Origin of the sequence: Daejeonella sp. (assembly GCF_030684675.1) — a bacterium.
Lineage (GTDB): Bacteria > Bacteroidota > Bacteroidia > Sphingobacteriales > Sphingobacteriaceae > Daejeonella.
The window spans coordinates 13,604-32,106 of sequence record NZ_JAUXXZ010000064.1; the positions used below are offsets into that span (position 1 = coordinate 13,604).

General features: G+C 38.9%; 21 protein-coding genes. 19 read left to right on the plus strand and 2 right to left on the minus strand.

The features are described 5' to 3' along the window. Position 1: 1 nt before the first annotated feature. The gene (locus tag Q8M41_RS13890; RefSeq protein WP_370870514.1) at positions 2–454 is read right to left on the minus strand and encodes a (2Fe-2S)-binding protein; all 453 of its coding nucleotides are present in this window, start codon (positions 452–454) and stop codon (positions 2–4) included. A 202-nt stretch (positions 455–656) separates the two neighbouring features. Next, positions 657–1,733 (minus strand): exo-alpha-sialidase, encoded by a 1,077-nt coding sequence (locus tag Q8M41_RS13895; RefSeq protein WP_305365884.1) that lies wholly within the window; start codon positions 1,731–1,733, stop codon positions 657–659. 187 nt (positions 1,734–1,920) lie between these two features. On the opposite strand from Q8M41_RS13895, the gene Q8M41_RS13900 reads away from it, so the two are divergent. From Q8M41_RS13900 to Q8M41_RS13990, 19 genes are all read left to right on the plus strand, one after another. Then, a complete protein-coding gene (locus Q8M41_RS13900) occupies positions 1,921–3,201 on the plus strand; it encodes an amidohydrolase/deacetylase family metallohydrolase (protein ID WP_305365885.1) in 1,281 nt (426 codons plus the stop codon). A 29-nt stretch (positions 3,202–3,230) separates the two neighbouring features. Continuing rightward, the gene (locus Q8M41_RS13905; protein WP_305365886.1) at positions 3,231–4,517 is read left to right on the plus strand and encodes an amidohydrolase/deacetylase family metallohydrolase; all 1,287 of its coding nucleotides are present in this window, start codon (positions 3,231–3,233) and stop codon (positions 4,515–4,517) included. Positions 4,518–4,525: 8 nt separating this feature from the next. Further along, positions 4,526–5,779, plus strand: a complete 1,254-nt coding sequence (locus tag Q8M41_RS13910) for an amidohydrolase/deacetylase family metallohydrolase (protein ID WP_305365887.1) — start codon at positions 4,526–4,528, stop codon at positions 5,777–5,779. Positions 5,780–5,977: 198 nt separating this feature from the next. After that, positions 5,978–6,271 (plus strand): type II toxin-antitoxin system HigB family toxin, encoded by a 294-nt coding sequence (locus Q8M41_RS13915; RefSeq protein ID WP_305365888.1) that lies wholly within the window; start codon positions 5,978–5,980, stop codon positions 6,269–6,271. Between the two features lie 5 nt (positions 6,272–6,276). Next, positions 6,277–6,636 carry a type II toxin-antitoxin system HigA family antitoxin gene (locus tag Q8M41_RS13920; protein ID WP_305365889.1) on the plus strand — a complete coding sequence of 120 codons (360 nt, stop codon included), beginning with the start codon at positions 6,277–6,279 and terminating at the stop codon, positions 6,634–6,636. Between the two features lie 374 nt (positions 6,637–7,010). Then, positions 7,011–7,613, plus strand: a complete 603-nt coding sequence (locus Q8M41_RS13925) for a TetR/AcrR family transcriptional regulator (protein WP_305365890.1) — start codon at positions 7,011–7,013, stop codon at positions 7,611–7,613. A gap of 83 nt (positions 7,614–7,696) precedes the next feature. Beyond that, a complete protein-coding gene (locus Q8M41_RS13930; protein ID WP_305365891.1) occupies positions 7,697–8,212 on the plus strand; it encodes a thioesterase family protein in 516 nt (171 codons plus the stop codon). After that, positions 8,194–8,775, plus strand: a complete 582-nt coding sequence (locus Q8M41_RS13935) for a DUF1572 family protein (RefSeq protein ID WP_305365892.1) — start codon at positions 8,194–8,196, stop codon at positions 8,773–8,775. The genes Q8M41_RS13930 and Q8M41_RS13935 overlap by 19 nt, the downstream gene beginning before the upstream one ends. A gap of 37 nt (positions 8,776–8,812) precedes the next feature. Beyond that, a complete protein-coding gene (locus Q8M41_RS13940; RefSeq protein WP_305365893.1) occupies positions 8,813–9,334 on the plus strand; it encodes a DinB family protein in 522 nt (173 codons plus the stop codon). Between the two features lie 279 nt (positions 9,335–9,613). Continuing rightward, entirely contained in the window at positions 9,614–9,991 is a 378-nt protein-coding gene (locus Q8M41_RS13945; RefSeq protein ID WP_305365894.1) for a DoxX family membrane protein, read from the plus strand. A gap of 70 nt (positions 9,992–10,061) precedes the next feature. Then, complete coding sequence (locus Q8M41_RS13950; protein WP_305365895.1) at positions 10,062–10,505, plus strand: DMT family transporter; 444 nt, start codon at positions 10,062–10,064, stop codon at positions 10,503–10,505. An 81-nt stretch (positions 10,506–10,586) separates the two neighbouring features. Continuing rightward, positions 10,587–11,273, plus strand: coding sequence for a class I SAM-dependent methyltransferase (locus Q8M41_RS13955; protein WP_305365896.1), 687 nt, complete (start codon positions 10,587–10,589; stop codon positions 11,271–11,273). Between the two features lie 187 nt (positions 11,274–11,460). Then, a complete protein-coding gene (locus tag Q8M41_RS13960; RefSeq protein ID WP_305365897.1) occupies positions 11,461–11,925 on the plus strand; it encodes a MepB family protein in 465 nt (154 codons plus the stop codon). A gap of 598 nt (positions 11,926–12,523) precedes the next feature. Further along, positions 12,524–13,396 (plus strand): S9 family peptidase, encoded by an 873-nt coding sequence (locus Q8M41_RS13965; RefSeq protein WP_305365898.1) that lies wholly within the window; start codon positions 12,524–12,526, stop codon positions 13,394–13,396. Between the two features lie 236 nt (positions 13,397–13,632). Further along, positions 13,633–13,974 carry a zinc ribbon domain-containing protein YjdM gene (locus Q8M41_RS13970; protein WP_305365899.1) on the plus strand — a complete coding sequence of 114 codons (342 nt, stop codon included), beginning with the start codon at positions 13,633–13,635 and terminating at the stop codon, positions 13,972–13,974. Positions 13,975–13,989: 15 nt separating this feature from the next. Continuing rightward, complete coding sequence (locus tag Q8M41_RS13975; RefSeq protein WP_305365900.1) at positions 13,990–15,522, plus strand: glycosyltransferase family 39 protein; 1,533 nt, start codon at positions 13,990–13,992, stop codon at positions 15,520–15,522. Positions 15,523–15,650: 128 nt separating this feature from the next. Beyond that, positions 15,651–16,073, plus strand: coding sequence for a hypothetical protein (locus Q8M41_RS13980; RefSeq protein ID WP_305365901.1), 423 nt, complete (start codon positions 15,651–15,653; stop codon positions 16,071–16,073). A 156-nt stretch (positions 16,074–16,229) separates the two neighbouring features. Continuing rightward, positions 16,230–17,726, plus strand: coding sequence for an amidohydrolase family protein (locus Q8M41_RS13985; protein ID WP_305365902.1), 1,497 nt, complete (start codon positions 16,230–16,232; stop codon positions 17,724–17,726). Between the two features lie 139 nt (positions 17,727–17,865). Continuing rightward, positions 17,866–18,498, plus strand: coding sequence for a pyridoxamine 5'-phosphate oxidase family protein (locus Q8M41_RS13990; protein ID WP_305365903.1), 633 nt, complete (start codon positions 17,866–17,868; stop codon positions 18,496–18,498). Positions 18,499–18,503 lie beyond the last annotated feature (5 nt).

Below are 18,503 nucleotides of genomic sequence, written 5' to 3' on the forward strand. Positions count from 1 at the left end.
ATCAAATTTTAGAGCTGGCCAATTTCACTGCATCCCGAATACGGTGATATGCGCCGCAACGGCAGATATTACCATTCATCGTAACTTCAATTTCATCCATACTGGGCTTAGGGTTTTGCTTCAAAAGCGCCGCCGCGGTCATGATCTGACCAGCCTGGCAATATCCGCACTGAGCCACATCGATCTCATCCCAAGCCAGTTGTAAAGGATGATCACCTTTTTCGGACAATCCTTCAATTGTAATTACCTGTGAATTACCGACTGCTGAAACAGGGTATACACAAGAACGTGTTGCAGATCCATTCACATGAACTGTGCATGACCCGCATTGTGCAATACCGCAACCATATTTGGTTCCTACCAGGCCCAAATGATCACGCAATACCCACAATAATGGGGTATCGGCCTCGACATCAGCCTGCAGGGTCTTTCCGTTAACCTGAAGTTTGTAAATTGCCATAAGTATTAGTTTGATTCAAAGCTAAAGTTAATTAAAAAAGAAAGAATTAAACAAGAGATACTAATGTGATATTTTTGTTGCCTTCTCCCTGTTTGGATGTAAAATTTAAATAATATTGAAATTTCAGGATCAATTGATCATAAATGTGCCGAAACATTAATTTTCTAAAAATCAAGCCGATTTCAAAGTGAGCCTGCTAATCAATCATCCAATGGAATGGAAAGCTCAGGAATACATTTTTACTGTATTCATTCTTCTCGAATAGAAGTCCGATATCTCCATTCTTCATCACAACAAGATCCGAATATGCTGCAGAACCCGAATAAATAGTCTTTCCTTTGGTCCACGTTTTACCTTCATCATAACTAATTTTAATAGTCAGGTTTTTACGGGAATCCTTACTGTCCGCATTCACAAATAACAGGCAATTGATGCTTTTTAATTTGTATCGGATTATGGCAGCATTACAGGCCGGGTCCGTCAAAGCAGGCTCAGGTTTGCTCGTCCAGCTTTTTCCCTCATCCTTTGAAGTATGCACGTATCGCATTCCGGGTGAATTCACTCTGGAATTGACCATCCAGGAACCATCACGCAACTCAATAATTTTAGATTCATCAGCCGGCTTTAAAGGTGTATCACGTAAAAACCAGGTCATGCCATGATCATTGGATCCAAAAACAAACACACCGTGTTTCAGGTTTACCAAGGTATGTAATAAAACACCTGAAGAAGTCTGAATGCCTTTTCCGGAAGTGATAAACTTAAAATCGCCATGCCATTCCGGCTTACTAATCTGTGGGGTAATATCTTCCGGTTCCGACCATGACTCCCCATTGTCTGTACTTTTAAGAACATGCAGGTAGTAAATATCCTTCTCTTTGTTCAGATCCATGTAATTATAAAACATGAAGATTGTACCTATTTTGCTATCGTTAATAAAAGAAGGGTCGGATGCTGAATTTCCCAAAGGATAATCAACGAGGGTACGGATATCTGTCCACGTTTTACCATTGTCCCTGCTTTTTCGCATCACAATATTAATATTATCATTTGCTTTCAGATCTGCACATGAAGGACCTCTTTCATCTATCGCAGCTATCAGGTCGCCATTACTTGCCACTACCAATGCCGGAATACGGTAACAGGCAACATTGCTTTTCATTTTCACATTAAAAAGATCAAGCTGATGCAGACCACCAGCTGAACCTGGGATGGGTGTCTGAGCTTTCAAAACTGAAGCAGCAAGCAGAAAAAAAGAAAGAAAATATTTCATAGAAATGATGTGAGTGTGATTAATTTATTCCCTGAATCTAAATGTAATAAACATGTTATAGAATTAAAATCTTCAACAAATGGCAATTTGAGAACCTTTTCTGATTATTTGAAAGAAATTTTCAGGGGAAATGCCTGTCCTTAAAAATCTTGATTTATATTGGAGAAGAATTAACATTAAATAAACAATGAGAAACAGCAAAACAAATTTTACCCTATTAAGCATTCTGAGTTTCCTTTTAGTATGCAGCAGCATGACACTGAGTGCTCAGGAAATCGATCTTTTACTTAAAGGTGGTCAGGTTATTGACCCTAAAAACAAAATAAATGCCAAAATGGATGTGGCAATTACAGGTGGAAAAATAGTCAAAGTAGCAGCAAATATTCCGGCTAATTCAGCTAAAAAAACTGTAGATGTAAGTGGTTTATATGTAACTCCGGGCATCATCGATATGCATGCACACGTATTTCAGGGGAATGATCTGGGATCATATATTGCCGACGGACAAACCGCCGTTCCGGCAGATGCATTTACCTTCAGGGCAGGTGTTACCACTGTGGTGGATGCCGGATCATCAGGCTGGAGAAACTTTCGCCAGTTTAAAGAACAGAACATTGACCGCTCACAGACCCGTATCCTTGCTCTTTTAAATATCACCGGAAACGGAATGTATGGTCGTTTTGAAGAGCAGGACAAAGCTGATTTTAATCCTGAGATGACTGCCTATATGATCACCAAGCTCTTCCCAAACATCATCGTTGGTATCAAAGCTGCACACTACTGGGGTGATTTCACTCAGGTTGACCGGGCTGTAGAAGCAGGGAAACTTGCAAAAGTTCCTGTAATGGTCGATTTCGGCGAGCATCAGCCAACCAACTCGATAAAATCGCTGTTCCTGGAGCATCTTCGTCCCGGCGATATCTTCACACATACATTTGCTTATGGTCCAAAAGACCGTGAAACAGTTGTAGATGATGATGGTATAGTAAAGCCTTTTATATTTGAAGCTCAGAAAAAGGGAATATTGTTTGATGTTGGTCATGGAGGTGGTGCATTTTTCTGGCGCCAGGCAGTTCCTGCAATTAAACAGGGGTTCAAGCCTGATGTAATCAGCACCGACCTTCACTCCGACAGCATGAACGGTGGAATGAAGGATATGGCGAATGTGATGTCTAAATTCCTGAATATCGGTCTTACCTTAGAGGAAGTAATTGAGAAATCAACTGCTAGTCCGGCAAGGGTAATCAACAGACCAGACCTTGGTAACCTGAGTGTAGGGTCTGAAGCAGATGTTGCAGTATTCAGCGTAAAGAAAGGTGAATTCGGATTTACTGATGTTAGAAGAAATGTTCTGAAAGGAACACAGAAAATGGATGCAGAATTAACCATCCGTGCTGGTAAAATCGTTTGGGACCTGAATGGTGTCAGCGGACCAATCTGGGATTCTCCACAAGCAATTACAAGATAATTTATTTAAAGACCCAAATAATTAAAAGAATGCAAAGCTTTTTAAAAACAACAAAGAGCCTGTCGCTTTTATTACTAATCGCCTTTTTTGCGACAAGTGTTAAGGCTCAGGAAATTGACCTACTGCTCAAGGGCGGACATGTGATCGACGCCAAAAACAAAATTAACGGCAAAATGGATGTGGCCGTTAAAGACGGTAAAGTTTTTCGTGTAGCAGCGGATATTCCGGCGAGTTCAGCGAAAAAAATAGTCAATGTCAGCGGACTTTATGTAACACCGGGACTACTTGATATTCACGGACACGTATTTCACGGTACTGAGAATAATTACTTAAGCAATAGTCTGGATGCTCTTCCACCAGATGGATTCACTTTTCGTGCGGGAGTAACTACTGTTGTAGATGCCGGTGGTGCGGGATGGAAAAACATTGAATTATTTAGAAAGAACATTGTTGAGCATTCTAAAACCCGCGTACTTGCATTCATGAATATTGTAGGAGGGGGAATGCGTGGCACCGAGGCCTATGAGCAGGATGAAACCGACATGGATGCCAAACTCACTGGTGCCATTGCACTTAAGAATAAGGATATTGTCGTTGGAATTAAGCTGGCACATTATATCGGCCACAACTGGAATCCGACAGATAAAGCAGTAGAAGCTGGCAGAATTGCCAGCATTCCGGTGATGGTGGATTTCGGAAAATCACTTCCTCCCCTTCCGCTTGAAGATTTACTACTAAAACATTTACGCCCGGGCGACATTTTAACCCATGCCTATCGTTACGATCAGGAATTTGACAGAAGTGGAAAAATGATTGAGCATAAACAAGCTATTGTTGATGTTAAAACCAAAAAAGTAAAGCCATTTGTGTGGGAAGCCCGCAAAAAAGGCTTGATTTTCGATGTAGGTCATGGTGGAGGAAGCTTCAACTGGAGCCAGGCGGTTCCTGCAATGGAGCAGGGTTTCCATCCGGATGTTTTAAGTTCTGACCTTCACACCGGAAGTATGAACGCAGGTTTCAAAGATATGGCTAACCTTGCCTCCAAATTCCTGGTCTTAGGTATGCCTTTGGCAGATGTAATTGCAGCATCAACCTGGAATCCTGCCAAAGTAATTCAACGTACCGAATTGGGTAACCTGAGTGTTGGCAGCGAAGCTGACATTGCGGTATTCAGACTCAGAGAAGGCGACTTTGGATACATCGATGCAAGCGGAATGGCATTGAGAGGAAAACAAAAACTGGAAGCAGAATTAACTTTACGCAATGGTCGTGTAGTTTGGGACCTGAACGCACTGAGTGCCCCATTAGCAAAATAATAATGAATATGAATAAGTTCATACAAGCAGGCAGATCCGTATTATTCGCGATCTGCCTGTCTGTTTCCGCACAATTTGCAATTGCGCAGGAAATCGACATTTTACTGAAAGGCGGACATGTAATTGACGCCAAAAATAAGATAAGTGCGAAAATGGATGTTGCAGTAAGCAATGGCAAAATCCTGAGAGTTGCACCAAATATTCCAGTAGCCGGAGCCAAAAAAGTAGTGGATGTAAGCGGGATGTATGTGAGTCCGGGTTTAATCGATATCCATACCCATGTTTTCACCGGACCGAATCCTGGTTTCGGGCATGGCTCATCCAGTGTAAAACCCGATGATTTCACTTTTCGTGCCGGGATTACTACTGTGGTAGATGCAGGAACATCGGGTTATAAAACCTTCCCCCTGTTTAAGGAGCAAATCATCGACCGTTCCCGCACGCGTGTGCTTGCCTATCTGAATGCATTCGCACCGGGGATGGTGGGTACAGCTGCAGAACAGGAAAATATGCAGGCCCTGGAAATTGAAAAAGCAGATGAAACGATCAAAAAATATTCGGATAATATTGTCGGAGTAAAGATTGGACATTATTCAGGCAAGGACTGGAAGCCATTTGATGCTGCCGCTTCATTGGCGCATACCAATAATCGTCCCCTTTTCGTGGAATGCCATATCACTGAGTTTTCGCTCGAAGATCAACTAAACCACATGAAGGCCGGTGATATTATCACCCATGCCTATGAGAATGTTTCAGAACGTATGCCTGTGGTAGATGAGAACGGAAAAGTCCGGCCATTTGTGCTGGATGCCCGCAAAAAGGGAATTTTATTTGATGTGGGCCATGGTGGTGTTGGCTTCTGGTTTAACCAGGCAGTACCCTCGGTAAAACAAGGCCTTGCTCCCGATACTTTCGGAACCGACATGCACCATAACAGTGTCAATTCGGGCATGAAGGATATGCTGAACCTGATGTCGAAATATCTGAACATGGGCATGCAGACAGAAGATATAATTCAGCGGGCAAGCTGGGGAGCCGCTACTGCTATCAAACGCCCCGATCTGGGTAACCTGAGTGTAGGCTCAGTTGCGGATATTGCTATAATCAAAGTTCTGGATGGCAAATTTGGATTTCTTGATGCTGCCGATTTTAAGCTGGAAGGCAATAAAAAATTTCAGGCTGAAATGACTATCCGGGCAGGAAGGATTGTTTGGGACTTGAATGGGATGGCTGGGGTACCATGGAGTAAGGACTTGAAATAAGATTTAAAATGAAAATATTTAGAAGGCTCCGGGGACGGGGCTTTTTTTATTAGTGACGGGTCTGCTATTCGACATGTTCCGCAGGGCATGTCGAACAGCTAGATACATTTGATTTCTATTAAAAATCCCCAAAACAAAATATATTTAACATGATTCCCAATTTGGGAACTTTTTGTATCTTTGTCAAAAGATTAGCATGTGAGAATAATTGCAAAGAAAATATTGCGGGAGTTTTGGGAGAAGCATATGGACAGTCAGCAGCAATTGATTTCCTGGTTTCGGGAAACGAGTAATGTTATTTGGAAATCTCCTGCAGACATAAAAAGAGAATACCCAAGTGCTAGTTTCTTAAAGGATAATCGGGTTGTTTTCAATATCAAAGGAAACAAATACAGATTGATAGTTAGAATAAATTATGATTACCAGATGGTTTGGATCCGCTTTATTGGAACTCATTCCCAATACGACAAAATTGATGCAGCAAAAATTTAATTCATATGACCATTAAGCCAATAAAAACAGAAAACGATTACCTGGATGCACTTGAACGACTTGAATTAACCTTTGATTCAAAGAAAGGCTCAGCTCAGGGTGATGAATTGGAAATACTGGGTATACTGATTGAGAAGTATGAGGATGAACACTTTCCCATAGGGTTCCCGGATCCGATTGAAGCAATAAAGTTTCGAATGGAACAAATGGGATATACTCAATCAGACTTGGTGAAGCTTATTGGTTTGAAGAGCCGGGCTAGCGAAATACTAAACAAAAAAAGGAAACTGACGCTGGAAATGATCAGGCTCTTAAATGATAAGCTTAAAATTCCAACGGAAGTGCTGGTTCAAGCTTACAATTAGACTTACTCTGCTGTTCGACATGTTCCGCAGGGCATGTCGAACGCATAGATAAATTTGATTTCTAATCAAATACTCCAAAATATATTCAATTAATCTTCTCTAAATCCAGATTAATCGTTAAGTGATTGTTTCTAATATTCCTCCCCAATCTTAGGTATTGTTAGTTTAATGGGGTTTGTTTTAAATACCCTCAAGCTGAACAATGCGGGTTTGAAACACGCATTATCTGCATATTCGGGATGCCCTTCGGAACATCCCAAACAGCAGGTTCATTATCTAAATATGCAAATCCAATTCTAATAATGATTTACCATTTTAGAATTTAATAATAAAATATACCAATCGGTATATTTTATTATATATTTGTATTAATAATGAACAAATCAGAATCAAAAGCCGATCGCACCAAACAGTACATTGTTGAAAAAACCGCCCCGGTATTTAATATAAAGGGATATGCAGGGACTTCGATCAATGATTTGATGAATGCAACCGGGCTTTCCAGGGGGAGTATTTATGGCAACTTTGAGAACAAAGATGAAGTTGCCCTGGCTGCATTTGATTATAATTTCGGGAAAGTGGTGACCTATATCAGGGAAAAAACGGCAATACGCACAGGCTGTATAGATAAGCTTTTGGTTTATCCCGAAACTTACCGCGACCTGTTCACTCTTCCCTTCCTCGAAGCCGGATGCCCGCTTTTAAATACCTCTGCTGAAGCTGATGATACCCATCCCCTGCTCAGGGAAAAAGCAGTCAAAGCACTTAAACTATGGAAAACTTCGATTGAACTACTGGTTAAAAAAGGGATCAAAACGAAGGAAATTAATCCCTGCACCAATGCCCCCGAATTTACAGCAATTCTGATGTCGCTGATTGAAGGTGCTGTTATGCAGGCAAAACTTACCGGCCAATTAACAGAGCTAAACTTCAGTTTGAGTTTTCTCGAAGACATGATCAAAAACTTAAAGGTTTAATTTTTTTTAAATTAAAATATACCGAACGGTATATTTTAAAAATAGGATAAACACCGTAATAAAATTTTTATAAACAGGAACATATGGAAACACTAACGTTAGAAAAAGAAGTTGAAAGTCAGACCCTGGTCCGTTTTCCCGATTGCGACCCTTTTAATCATTTAAACAACTCCAAATACATTGATTACATCATCAATGCCCGTGAGGATCAGCTCCTAAAATATTATGATATCGACATTCATAAAATGGTAAAGGAAACTGGTCTGACATGGGTAGTTGCACAGAATAATATTTCCTATATCGTTCCTGCAGAAATTATGGAAACGGTGACCATACAAACCCGATTACTTTCATTCAATGAAAAGACCCTGCTCCTTGAAGCATTGATGTGGGATAAGGATAAAACGATCATCAAGGCAGTCATGTGGTCAAAACAGGCACATTATAATCTTCAGACGAAGAGAAGTCACCAGCATTCGGATGAGTTTATGGACTTCTTTAAATCTATTCATTATCCCTTGCCAGATAATATGTTATTCGATGAAAGGGTTAAATCTTTAAAACAACAAAATATCAGACAATGGAAGCAAGCTATTTAGACAGCGTAATCAGACAGTTTGAGTATTATAAATCACTCGGAGAAAAAACCTTTTCCCAAATCAGCGATGAAAAATTTTTCTGGCAATACAATGAAAACAGTAATAGTATCGCCATACTGGTAAAGCATTTATGGGGTAATCAAATGAGCCGCTGGACCGACTTTATGAATACCGACGGTGAAAAGGAATGGCGCGACAGGGATGCAGAATTTGAAAACAACCTGAACTCAAAAGAAGAGGTACTAAAAAGATGGGATGAAGGCTGGGCTGTATTTTTAGACACCCTAAAATCCCTGAAGGAGGAGGATCTTGATAAAACGATTTACATCCGTAACCAGGGACATTCTGTGATGGAGGCTATTAACAGGCAAATGGCCCATTACCCCTACCATATTGGTCAGATTGTGTTTATTGGTAAAATGAGTGCCCAAAACTGGAATACCCTTTCTATTGCTAAAGGAGATTCAAAAGCCTTCAATGCCGCTAAATTTTCCCTGGATAAACACCAGGAACATTTCACGGAAGAGTTTTTACCGTATTCTAAAAAACGCAATCTGAACTGAAAATCAGAAAAAATTGAACCATTAAATATTCTAAGAGATGTCATTTTCTATACCCAAAACCATTGCTATACTCGAAAGAACTCCAAATGTTCTCTCATCAATGCTCTATAACCTGTCTGCCGACTGGGTGCAATGTAATGAAGGCCCTGAAACCTGGTCGGTATTTGATATTATTGGTCATTTAATTCAGGGTGAAAAAACCGACTGGATGACCAGAACTAAAATTATTCTTTCTGACAAAACAGATAAAAACTTTGAAGCCTTTGACCGCTTTGCCCAATTCAAAACCAGTCAGGGAAAATCAATAAATGATTTAATTCTGGAATTTGCCAGCTTAAGAGAAGCTAATCTTGAGGAATTAAAAAGCCTGGAAATTAGAGAAAGTGATCTCAACATGACTGGAAATCATCCCGCATTTGGCGCTGTAAGCTTAAGGCAAGTGCTGGCAACTTGGGTAGCGCATGACCTGAGCCATATTGCACAAATCTCAAGAGTAATGGCTAAACACTACAAGGAAGATATTGGCCCTTTTGTGCAATATTTAAGGATTATGAGCTAGAGAAAGTTGAGTGCTAAAAGGGAATAGAAAATTGGAAATTGGAAATAAAGAATCCCTGCTGATACCTGATGCCTCATACCTGACTCTTAATACCTGATTCTAAAAAATAAAATAAATTTGCGAAACCGAACAGTTGCATATATATTTGCAATCAATTGGTTTCACAATAAATTAGAATTCGGAAAATTGAGTATTTTGAGTTAATCCCGGATATTTAGATGTGAATCTAAGTTCATGCAATCCCGCACATGCGGGACCTAAAAAACAAATTAAATCAATATGAAACAGAAAATCATTTTTGGGCTAAGTCTGCTTACCGGACTCATGCTCATTAACGCAGGTCTAAACAAATTCCTGAACTATATTCCTGTCCCGGAGGATTTACCCGAAAACATGAAAAAAATCAACGATGCTTTCATGGAAATAGGCTGGCTCCTGCCGCTGGTTGGTGCCGAAGAAATACTCGGAGGTATTCTATTCATCATTCCCAAAACCAGAGCATTAGGGGCTCTGGTAATTTTACCGGTAATGGTCGGAATTCTGCTGACACATATCATCATTATGCCTGCCGGTTTAGGTATGGCTATCGTATTAATGGCAATTAATCTGTGGGTAATCTATGAAAACAGGGAAAAATATTTGCCTATGATCCGGTAAAATAAAAGCAGAGGATTTATAAAAAACAATTTAACAACAGTATTTTTATAAAAACCTGTATTTAACCATCATGAATAAAATAATTTGGATCGCTTTGGCATTCCTATCCGGAGCATTATTACCCATTCAGGCCGGATTAAATGCCAAACTGGGAAAAGCGATTGAAAGTCCGGTGTATGCTTCTATGTTATCCTTTGTAATCGGAGCCCTGGGACTTATATCCTATATCTTAATAACAAAACAATCCATGTCATGGGCAGGTGTCAGAGAGGTGCCTGCTCATGTATGGATCGGAGGTCTCTTAGCTGCATTCTATGTCACTGTAATTATACTAGCCTTTCCAAAACTAGGCCCGGGATTAACTTTCGGACTGGTAGTAGCTGGCCAAATGATCATTTCGATTTTACTGGAACATTTTAACATAATGGTGGCTCAGCAAAATTCAATTAGTTTTATGAAAATGATTGGAGTTTTGCTCGTAATTGCAGGAGTCATCATCATAAGACGATTTTAATAAGGATGCAGCTGAATTGATGTCATGCATAACTTAAACAAATCCTTTTAATACCTTCGTCCATATATTTCAGTAAAAAACATGAATTCAAAGTCAGCCGCAGATTCAGGCTCATTATCCTTTAAAGAATTTTTTGAGTTGTGCTATTGGAAAACAGTTAAGCTGTTTTCTAAAAATCTTACTAAGAATTCTCACTACAAATATTTTTATACTGATAATTTTTCTATCCCTGAAGAATTTTATAAAGACAAAACTATTCTGGATATCGGTTGTGGTCCGAGAGGTTCTTTAGAATGGGCCGATATGGCAAAAGAGAGGATAGGCATGGATCCACTGGCTGATCAATATCTCAAAATGGGTGCAAAGGAGCATAAGATGAGCTATGTTAAAGCCTATGTTGAGAACATCCCCTTTCCCGACAATTATTTCGATGTTATTTGTTCGTTCAATTCGCTGGATCATGTTGAGAATATGGAACTTGCCTGTCAGGAAATTAAGAGAACCTTAAAAAATGATGGTTTATTTTTACTGCTTGTAGATATTCATACCATGCCAACATTAACAGAGCCGCAAACCATGAACTGGAATTTTGTCAGGGAATACTTTCCTGAATTTGAAGTTTTGGAAGAGAAGCATCTCGAACGCACAGAAACCTATAAAATTTACAGCAATGTCAGGAATAGCAAACCCGCTAAAGATGATGCTGTCAGGGGCGTTTTGACTGCAAAATTGAGAAAATGTATACTGCAGGGTAAAAACGAATTGTAAATACCAAAACTTGCCCTCTGTTATCAATAAGATTTCAGGGAGAATATTTATAGATTAGAATCACGTTTTCTCAAACAATTAAAACAAATCATTTCTGACAACGCAAAAACAGACTCTGAATCATGCAGGGGAAAAAGTCTTTAAGCAAATCAACATTTTATACAGCGATTTAAAATCTGCTAAAGAATTGGTCTATGATCCATGCGGGTATGAGCTGAAGAACCTTTTAATTCATACTGAGGGAAGTGGTTATAGCGCTTGTTCTTATGAACTGGCTGGAAAAATAATCGAATATCGGGCATCCAAAATCACACCGTCAAAAACAGGACAATTTGTGACAATCTGGAGAAGAAATAAAGAAGGAATAACCCAGCCATTCGATGGTTCTGAGGAGATGGATTTCATCATTATTTCATCGGGAAAAGATGATAATTTCGGTCTGTTCATTTTTCCGAAAACAGTTCTTCTGAGTAAGGGAATAATCTCACAAAATGGCGAAGGAGGAAAACGAGGTATCAGGGTTTATCCCCCATGGGACATGGTTTCAAATAAACAGGCAGAGAAAACTCAAAGCTGGCAGAAAAAATATTTCGTCTGGGTTAAGAATAATAATCAAAGCTATTTTGATTTGATAAAAACCTTATTAAAATAACCTGAGATCGGTATAAGGAAGATAAAAAATACGGTTATAATTGGTCAGATAAGGCTTTGGAGCCACAATGCTTTGATTTTAGAAACCAATAGCAGTGTGTTATAGGCTGGTTCAGCCCTTTCCTTTGGAGTATTTCCGGCAAGAAATTGCGTTCTGGTTCAAATTACGAATAGCCGGAAGATACCTCCTCCGGCAAGGTTTATTTTAGCCGGGGCTGTTTTTCATCGGAACGGCCCGGCAATAGTACCATCAGCCATTTGAAATAAACCTAAGGGGGGGGCAGCTCTAGATTTTTTGCAATACGGGATTTCATCATGGATATAAAACTGCTGCAAAAAACTAAGCCGAACACGGGACTTTCACGACCAAAGAATCACAGACCTTGCTTTCCAAAACAAAAAAAAATCTTCAATCAAATTAGTCCTGAAAGATTTTATATCAACTCGGGTCAAAATAGATCTTGGCATACCCAATTGAATCCGAGTCCGCTTTTTGACTATATCAACAATAGACAGTAATCAGGAGTGTCCGGACCTGTTTAATATGACATTAAATTCCTAAATTGATTCTTCGTAACCGACTGAAATTAAAAAGAAGAATGAGAAATTTAAACCCGAAAACATTCGAACCAATTTTAATTTTTACAATTATTGTGAGCCTTGTATTTCCAGGATTATCTGCTCCAAAGCCGATACTTAAGCAGAGCAGTAATATTTCTACATTAACTGCAACCAAAGGAGTCCAAAACAAATGGAATGGCTTTGAAATCATAGAGTTTAAATTTAATGGAGTTGATGCCAAAATTGTTTTTCCAAAAAAGTCTAATCTCTCAAAGAATTGGATATGGCGTACCCAGTTTTGGGCACATGAACCTCAAACTGATATAGCCTTATTGAACCAGGGCTTCCATGTAGTTTATGTGGATGTGGTAGATTTGTACGGAAATACAGTAGCCCTCAACAGACTAAGTGATTTCTATAATTTCCTGGTTAAAAACTTCGGTTTAAATAAAAAAACTGTGCTCGAAGGCATGAGCAGAGGTGGATTGGATGCCTTTAACTGGGCATCCGAAAATTCAGATAAAGTATTTTGCATTTATGTGGATGCACCGGTTTGTGATATTAAAAGCTGGCCGGGCGGATTGGGGAAAGGCCAGGGATCAAAAAACGATTGGGAAAAATGCCTGAAAGCCTATAGTCTGACCGAATTGTCAGTACGGGATTTTAAAGGAATCCCCCTGAATAATTGCCTGATGCTTGCAAAGGCTAAAATTCCCATCTTAAGTGTTTGCGGGGATGCTGACACGGTTGTACCCTTTGAAGAAAACAGTCTCAAACTGGCTGAAATTTATCGCGCTGCAGGTGGAAAAATCGAACTGATCGTTAAGAAAGGCATTGGGCACCATCCGCACAGTCTGAAAGATCCGAAACCCATTGTTGATTTCATTTTAAAGTATACCAAGAATCGATAAAAACTATCGGATTTTATTCCTGTTGATATTGTAATAAAATAAAAAGCAGTTTAATTTTACGCCCACCACTTATCAAATTGGTGTTAAACAAATTGTAAGTGCATAAGCAGGTTTTTTGTTTAGAATATTTCATCAGAACTATTCTAAAACATCTTGAAATACAGCTAATGCTTTTAAGTTTAAGCAAGATGGAATCTTAGCTGTTTTTTTAACTTTGCCGCATAAATAAAAAAATTATGAGCGATAGCAGTCCCTGCCCTAAATGCAAATCTGAATTTACCTACCAGGATCAAGACCTGATGATTTGCTCACAATGTTTCCATGAATGGGATCCGGCTGAAGAGCCCCTTGAATCAGAAAGCACACTTAAAGTGCTCGATTCTAATGGAAATGAGTTAAAGGATGGCGATTCTCTTATCATCATCAAAGATCTTCCCGTTAAAGGAGCACCTAAACCGATCAAGGCAGGCACAAAAGTGAAAAATATTCACCTCAGCGATGGTGATCATAACATATCCTGCAAAATTGATGGATTTGGCTCTATGGCTTTAAAATCTGAATTTGTAAAGAAAGCTTAAGAAATTTATTCCTTCATGAAGCAACTCTTTCAGCAAAGGAATTTAGTTTTAATCGGCTTTATTGTACTCAAATTTTTCCTGCAATATTTCCTGATCAGCCCTGAATATGAATTGCACAGAGATGAATTTCTGCATCTCGATCAGGCTCATCACCCGGCCTGGGGTTATCGTTCTGTCCCTCCTCTTAGCTCAGTTTTCTCAGGACTAATATTTTTGCTCGGAGGCAGTGTGTTTTGGGTAAAATTCTTTCCGGCACTTTTCGGCGCTTTGACTTTATTGGTGGTTTGGAAATGTATTGAACAACTCAAGGGTAATCTATTTGCATTATGCCTTGGAGCAACGGGAGTTTTAATATCGGCCTTATTAAGGGTGAATATGCTGCATCAGCCCAATTCATTTGATGTATTATGCTGGACCAGTTTGTATTTCATGATCATTAGCTATGTTAATACTGAAAATCGGAAATGGCTGTATTATGCAGCAATAATCTTTGCACTTGGCTTTTTAAACAAATACAATATTATATTCTTATTGGCAGGCATATTTCCTGCGATTTTACTTAGTAAAGAGCGAAAATTGCTTTGGAAAAGGGACTTCTATTTTTCTGTTTTTCTGGGCTTAATCCTAATCTTTCCAAACCTTTTATGGCAATATGAAAATGATTTTCCCGTTTTTGCTCACATGAAAGAACTAGCCGAAACCCAATTGGTTAATGTAAACAGATTGGATTTCTTAAAGGATCAAATGCTATTCTTCACGGGGTCAATGTTTACCATTGCCGCGGGTTTAATTGCTTTGCACATTTTTCAGCCCTATCGAAAATTCAGATTCCTGTTTTGGTCTATGCTCTTTACCCTATCAATATTCATAGTGCTGAAGGCTAAAGCCTATTATGCTATAGGGCTATATCCAATTTATATCGCATTGGGGGCTGTATATCTTGGTAATTTACTCAGTACAAATCGCCTGAAATACCTTCAGACAATTGTGCTGGCACTTCCAATATTATTCTTTATCCCGCTTTATAAACTCGCATTCCCCAATAAAAGTCCGGAATACATTGTTCAAAATCCAAAGCGATATGAGGAATCAGGGCAGCTGCGCTGGGAAGACGGTAAAAATCATGCCTTACCACAAGACTATGCCGATATGCAGGGATGGAAAGAATTAGCCCGAAAAACAGATAGCTTATACTCATTAGTTCCTGATGCTGAACACACATTGGTTTTGTGCGACAACTACGGCCAGGCTGGTGCAATTAATTACTACACGAAAAGAGGTCTCAGGGCAGTTTCATTCAATGCCGATTATCTCTACTGGTTCGATCTTGAACAAAGTTATTCCAATCTTATTCGGATTAAGGAATTTGATGAAATTGAAACTGAACTCAAAACCAGCAGCCCCTATTTTAATAAATCTTCTTTAGCGGATTCTATAACAAACCGATACGCAAGGGAATACAGGACTAGAATTTATGTTTTTTCCGGAGCTAAGATTGATATAAATAAGCGTATCAATCGCGAAATTGAAAGAGTAAAAAAGCACTGATCAGGATAAACCTTCGGGCTTAAAAAAGCAAACACTTGTTTTCACAATTTACAATCTTCTGATTTTCAAATACTTTTAATTAAATTTATTTTGTAATTTAATTGAACGGTAACATTTGAAAATCAGAAATGAATCCAATTTTTAAAAACATTATTGCTGTTATAGCAGGTTTTCTATGTGGAAGCCTGCTGAATGGAGGAATTATTATGATCAGTGGGTCTGTTATTCCACCACCAAATGGAGCAGACGTGACCACAATGGAAGGTTTGAGGGCAAGTATACATTTGTTCGAGCCCAAACACTTTCTCATGCCCTTTCTGGCACATGCATTAGGGACTTTTGCAGGTGCATTTTTGGCTGCAAAAATTGCTGCCAGTCATCAGATGAAATTTGCTATGGGTATCGGTATTCTCTTTTTGGCAGGCGGTATAACTAATGTTATTTTGCTCCCCTCTCCACTATGGTTTAGTATTCTGGATATAGCTGGAGCCTATATTCCAATGGCTTATCTGGCTTATAAATTAGCTGACAGTAAAAAAACTGAATCCTGACAATAAGGGCTTAGTGAATTCAAATCCCAGATCTAGTCAATAGATCAATTTCTCTATTATGTGATATTCAAAAGAGGATGCAGACTTTGTTCGAACACCATTTCTTTTATATTTGATAATACATTGAGAGAGATCTTTATACAGCTAAATTAAATTATGCAAATTCATTTTTTAAAAACAGGTATTCTAATTCTTTCAATAAACTTATGTATCCTCAATTCTGCATTCTCACAGTCAGAAACTGTCTATGATATTGTCCTCACAGGTGGTAGAGTAATTGACCCTGAAACCAAACTGGATACAATCAAAAATATAGGAATCATCAATAACCGCATTGCGCAGATATCTTCTATTCCATTGAAAGGTAAAGAGAATATCAATGTGGCTGGATTAGTTGTCTCACCTGGTTTCATCGACTTGCATGTACATGGACGAAACAATCAGGTTCAGGAATACCAATTGCACGATGGCGTTACAACTGCACTGGAACTGGAATGGGGAATAGAGAATTTAAAAGAATGGTATGCTACAAGAAAATCCAGGGCATTAATCAATTATGGTGCAAGCGTAAACTGGCCCTTTGAGCGATTCAAAGCCATGGACAAATACAAGGAAAATTTAAAAGAATCTATACAAACTACACTTAGTGGTGAATCAAGTCTGGAGACACTTTTTAAGATCATTGGTCCTTCATATACCGATAATCTCAGTCAGGAGGAAATGCAGAAAACCATTAATAACATTAAACAAGCACTCGATGCCGGAGGAATTGGCATAGGAATTCCTGTTGGCTATCTGCCTAAGACAAAATCTGAAGAATTATTCAGGATATTTCAACTGGCAGCTGAACTGAACTTACTGGTTTTTTCACATGTCCGCGAACCGAACATCCTGTCGATTCAGGAAGCAATATCAAATGCAGCAATTACAGGTGCTGCTTTACACCTTGTTCATATCAACAGCATGGCACTCGGGCAAATTCAATTGGCTTTGGATATGATCAGTTCAGCAAACGAAAGAGGCCTGGATATCAGCACTGAACTGTACAGCTATACTGCTGCATCGACCCTGTTAAATAGTGCCTTTTTTGATGAAGGATGGCAGGGCAGGCTTGGAATTTCATACGGTGATCTGCAATGGGTTGCAAACGGTGAGCGGCTGACTAAAGAAACCTTTGACAGTTACCGCAAATCTGGAGGAACTGTGATCATTCATATGATGAAGCCAGAATGGATTAAAACCGGCATTGCTTATCCCGGGGCAATGATCGCCTCGGATGGAATGCCCTATTCAGCATTGGCTCATCCGCGTACAGCCGGCACCTTTTCAAGAGTTCTTGGTAAATATGTACGCGAAGAAAAAGTACTCAGTTTAAATGAGGCCATCGGGAAAATGACTTTACTCCCTGCCAAAAGACTGGAGGGTACCTCACCAATGATGCGCTTTAAAGGAAGGATACAAATAGGTGCAGATGCTGATATCACTATATTTAATCCTGGGACTATAAAAGACCAGGCAAATTTTGAGAAAGGCTTGAAATTCTCTGCAGGTGTTGAATATGTTATGGTAAATGGGGCATTCGTTTTAAAAAATGGAAAAACGCTGAATAATGTTTTTGCAGGACAGCCGGTTTACGGGAAATTTAAAAAATAAGCCATTGAATAAACCGGAAAGAAAAAATAGTTTTTTAATATAAATTAGAATAAATAATTACAAAGCTTTTCAATGTTTAAGCAAAGCCAGGAGAACTAAATTATTTTGGTAAAAAAAGAATCAGAAATTAAAAATCTATATGAAGAATCAATTTAAGGAAATTCTGAGTTCTGAGGACCAGATCAGGGAAATCCTGGGATATCCAAGCGAACTTGTAAAAAGAAAAGTAATAAACAGAATAGATAGACATTGTTTAAATTTTATCTCCCTATCCCCTTTATTGTTCCTGTCAACAGCTGATGATAAAGGAAATTGCGATGTTTCCCCCCGTGGAGATGCACCCGGTTCAGTTTTGGTTTTAGATGACAACCATTTTGTGATTCCTGAAAGACCAGGCAATCGAAGAATTGATACATTAAAAAACATTTTACTTAACCCTAAAATTGGAATTCTGTTTATCATACCCGGTCTTGGTGAAACTCTCAGAATTAATGGACAGGCATTTGTGATTAAAGACGAAGAAATTCTTAAGAAAATGAAGGCCCATGAAAAGATGCCAGTTCTGGGAATTGGTGTTCAGGTTGAAGAATGCTTTATTCATTGCGCGAAAGCATTTATAAGATCTAAAGCATGGGACAGTGATTCATGGAAGAAAAAAGATTCCTTACCATCGATTTCATCAATTTTAACTGATCATCTCAATTCATCAGAATATACCGAAGAATCGATTAAACAAGGATTCCAGGAGAGCTATGAAAACAGGCTGTATTAATTATT

Coding starts and splice junctions, on each gene's coding strand:
- Q8M41_RS13925 (WP_305365890.1), top strand. CDS start 7,011: ATGAACAAATCAGAATCAAAAGCCGATCGCACCAAACAGTACATTGTT.
- Q8M41_RS13895 (WP_305365884.1), bottom strand. CDS start 1,733: ATGAAATATTTTCTTTCTTTTTTTCTGCTTGCTGCTTCAGTTTTGAAA.
- Q8M41_RS13985 (WP_305365902.1), top strand. CDS start 16,230: ATGCAAATTCATTTTTTAAAAACAGGTATTCTAATTCTTTCAATAAAC.
- Q8M41_RS13910 (WP_305365887.1), top strand. CDS start 4,526: ATGAATAAGTTCATACAAGCAGGCAGATCCGTATTATTCGCGATCTGC.
- Q8M41_RS13930 (WP_305365891.1), top strand. CDS start 7,697: ATGGAAACACTAACGTTAGAAAAAGAAGTTGAAAGTCAGACCCTGGTC.
- Q8M41_RS13955 (WP_305365896.1), top strand. CDS start 10,587: ATGAATTCAAAGTCAGCCGCAGATTCAGGCTCATTATCCTTTAAAGAA.
- Q8M41_RS13980 (WP_305365901.1), top strand. CDS start 15,651: ATGAATCCAATTTTTAAAAACATTATTGCTGTTATAGCAGGTTTTCTA.
- Q8M41_RS13975 (WP_305365900.1), top strand. CDS start 13,990: ATGAAGCAACTCTTTCAGCAAAGGAATTTAGTTTTAATCGGCTTTATT.
- Q8M41_RS13935 (WP_305365892.1), top strand. CDS start 8,194: ATGGAAGCAAGCTATTTAGACAGCGTAATCAGACAGTTTGAGTATTAT.
- Q8M41_RS13950 (WP_305365895.1), top strand. CDS start 10,062: ATGAATAAAATAATTTGGATCGCTTTGGCATTCCTATCCGGAGCATTA.
- Q8M41_RS13970 (WP_305365899.1), top strand. CDS start 13,633: ATGAGCGATAGCAGTCCCTGCCCTAAATGCAAATCTGAATTTACCTAC.
- Q8M41_RS13920 (WP_305365889.1), top strand. CDS start 6,277: ATGACCATTAAGCCAATAAAAACAGAAAACGATTACCTGGATGCACTT.
- Q8M41_RS13945 (WP_305365894.1), top strand. CDS start 9,614: ATGAAACAGAAAATCATTTTTGGGCTAAGTCTGCTTACCGGACTCATG.
- Q8M41_RS13900 (WP_305365885.1), top strand. CDS start 1,921: ATGAGAAACAGCAAAACAAATTTTACCCTATTAAGCATTCTGAGTTTC.
- Q8M41_RS13940 (WP_305365893.1), top strand. CDS start 8,813: ATGTCATTTTCTATACCCAAAACCATTGCTATACTCGAAAGAACTCCA.
- Q8M41_RS13990 (WP_305365903.1), top strand. CDS start 17,866: ATGAAGAATCAATTTAAGGAAATTCTGAGTTCTGAGGACCAGATCAGG.
- Q8M41_RS13905 (WP_305365886.1), top strand. CDS start 3,231: ATGCAAAGCTTTTTAAAAACAACAAAGAGCCTGTCGCTTTTATTACTA.
- Q8M41_RS13965 (WP_305365898.1), top strand. CDS start 12,524: ATGAGAAATTTAAACCCGAAAACATTCGAACCAATTTTAATTTTTACA.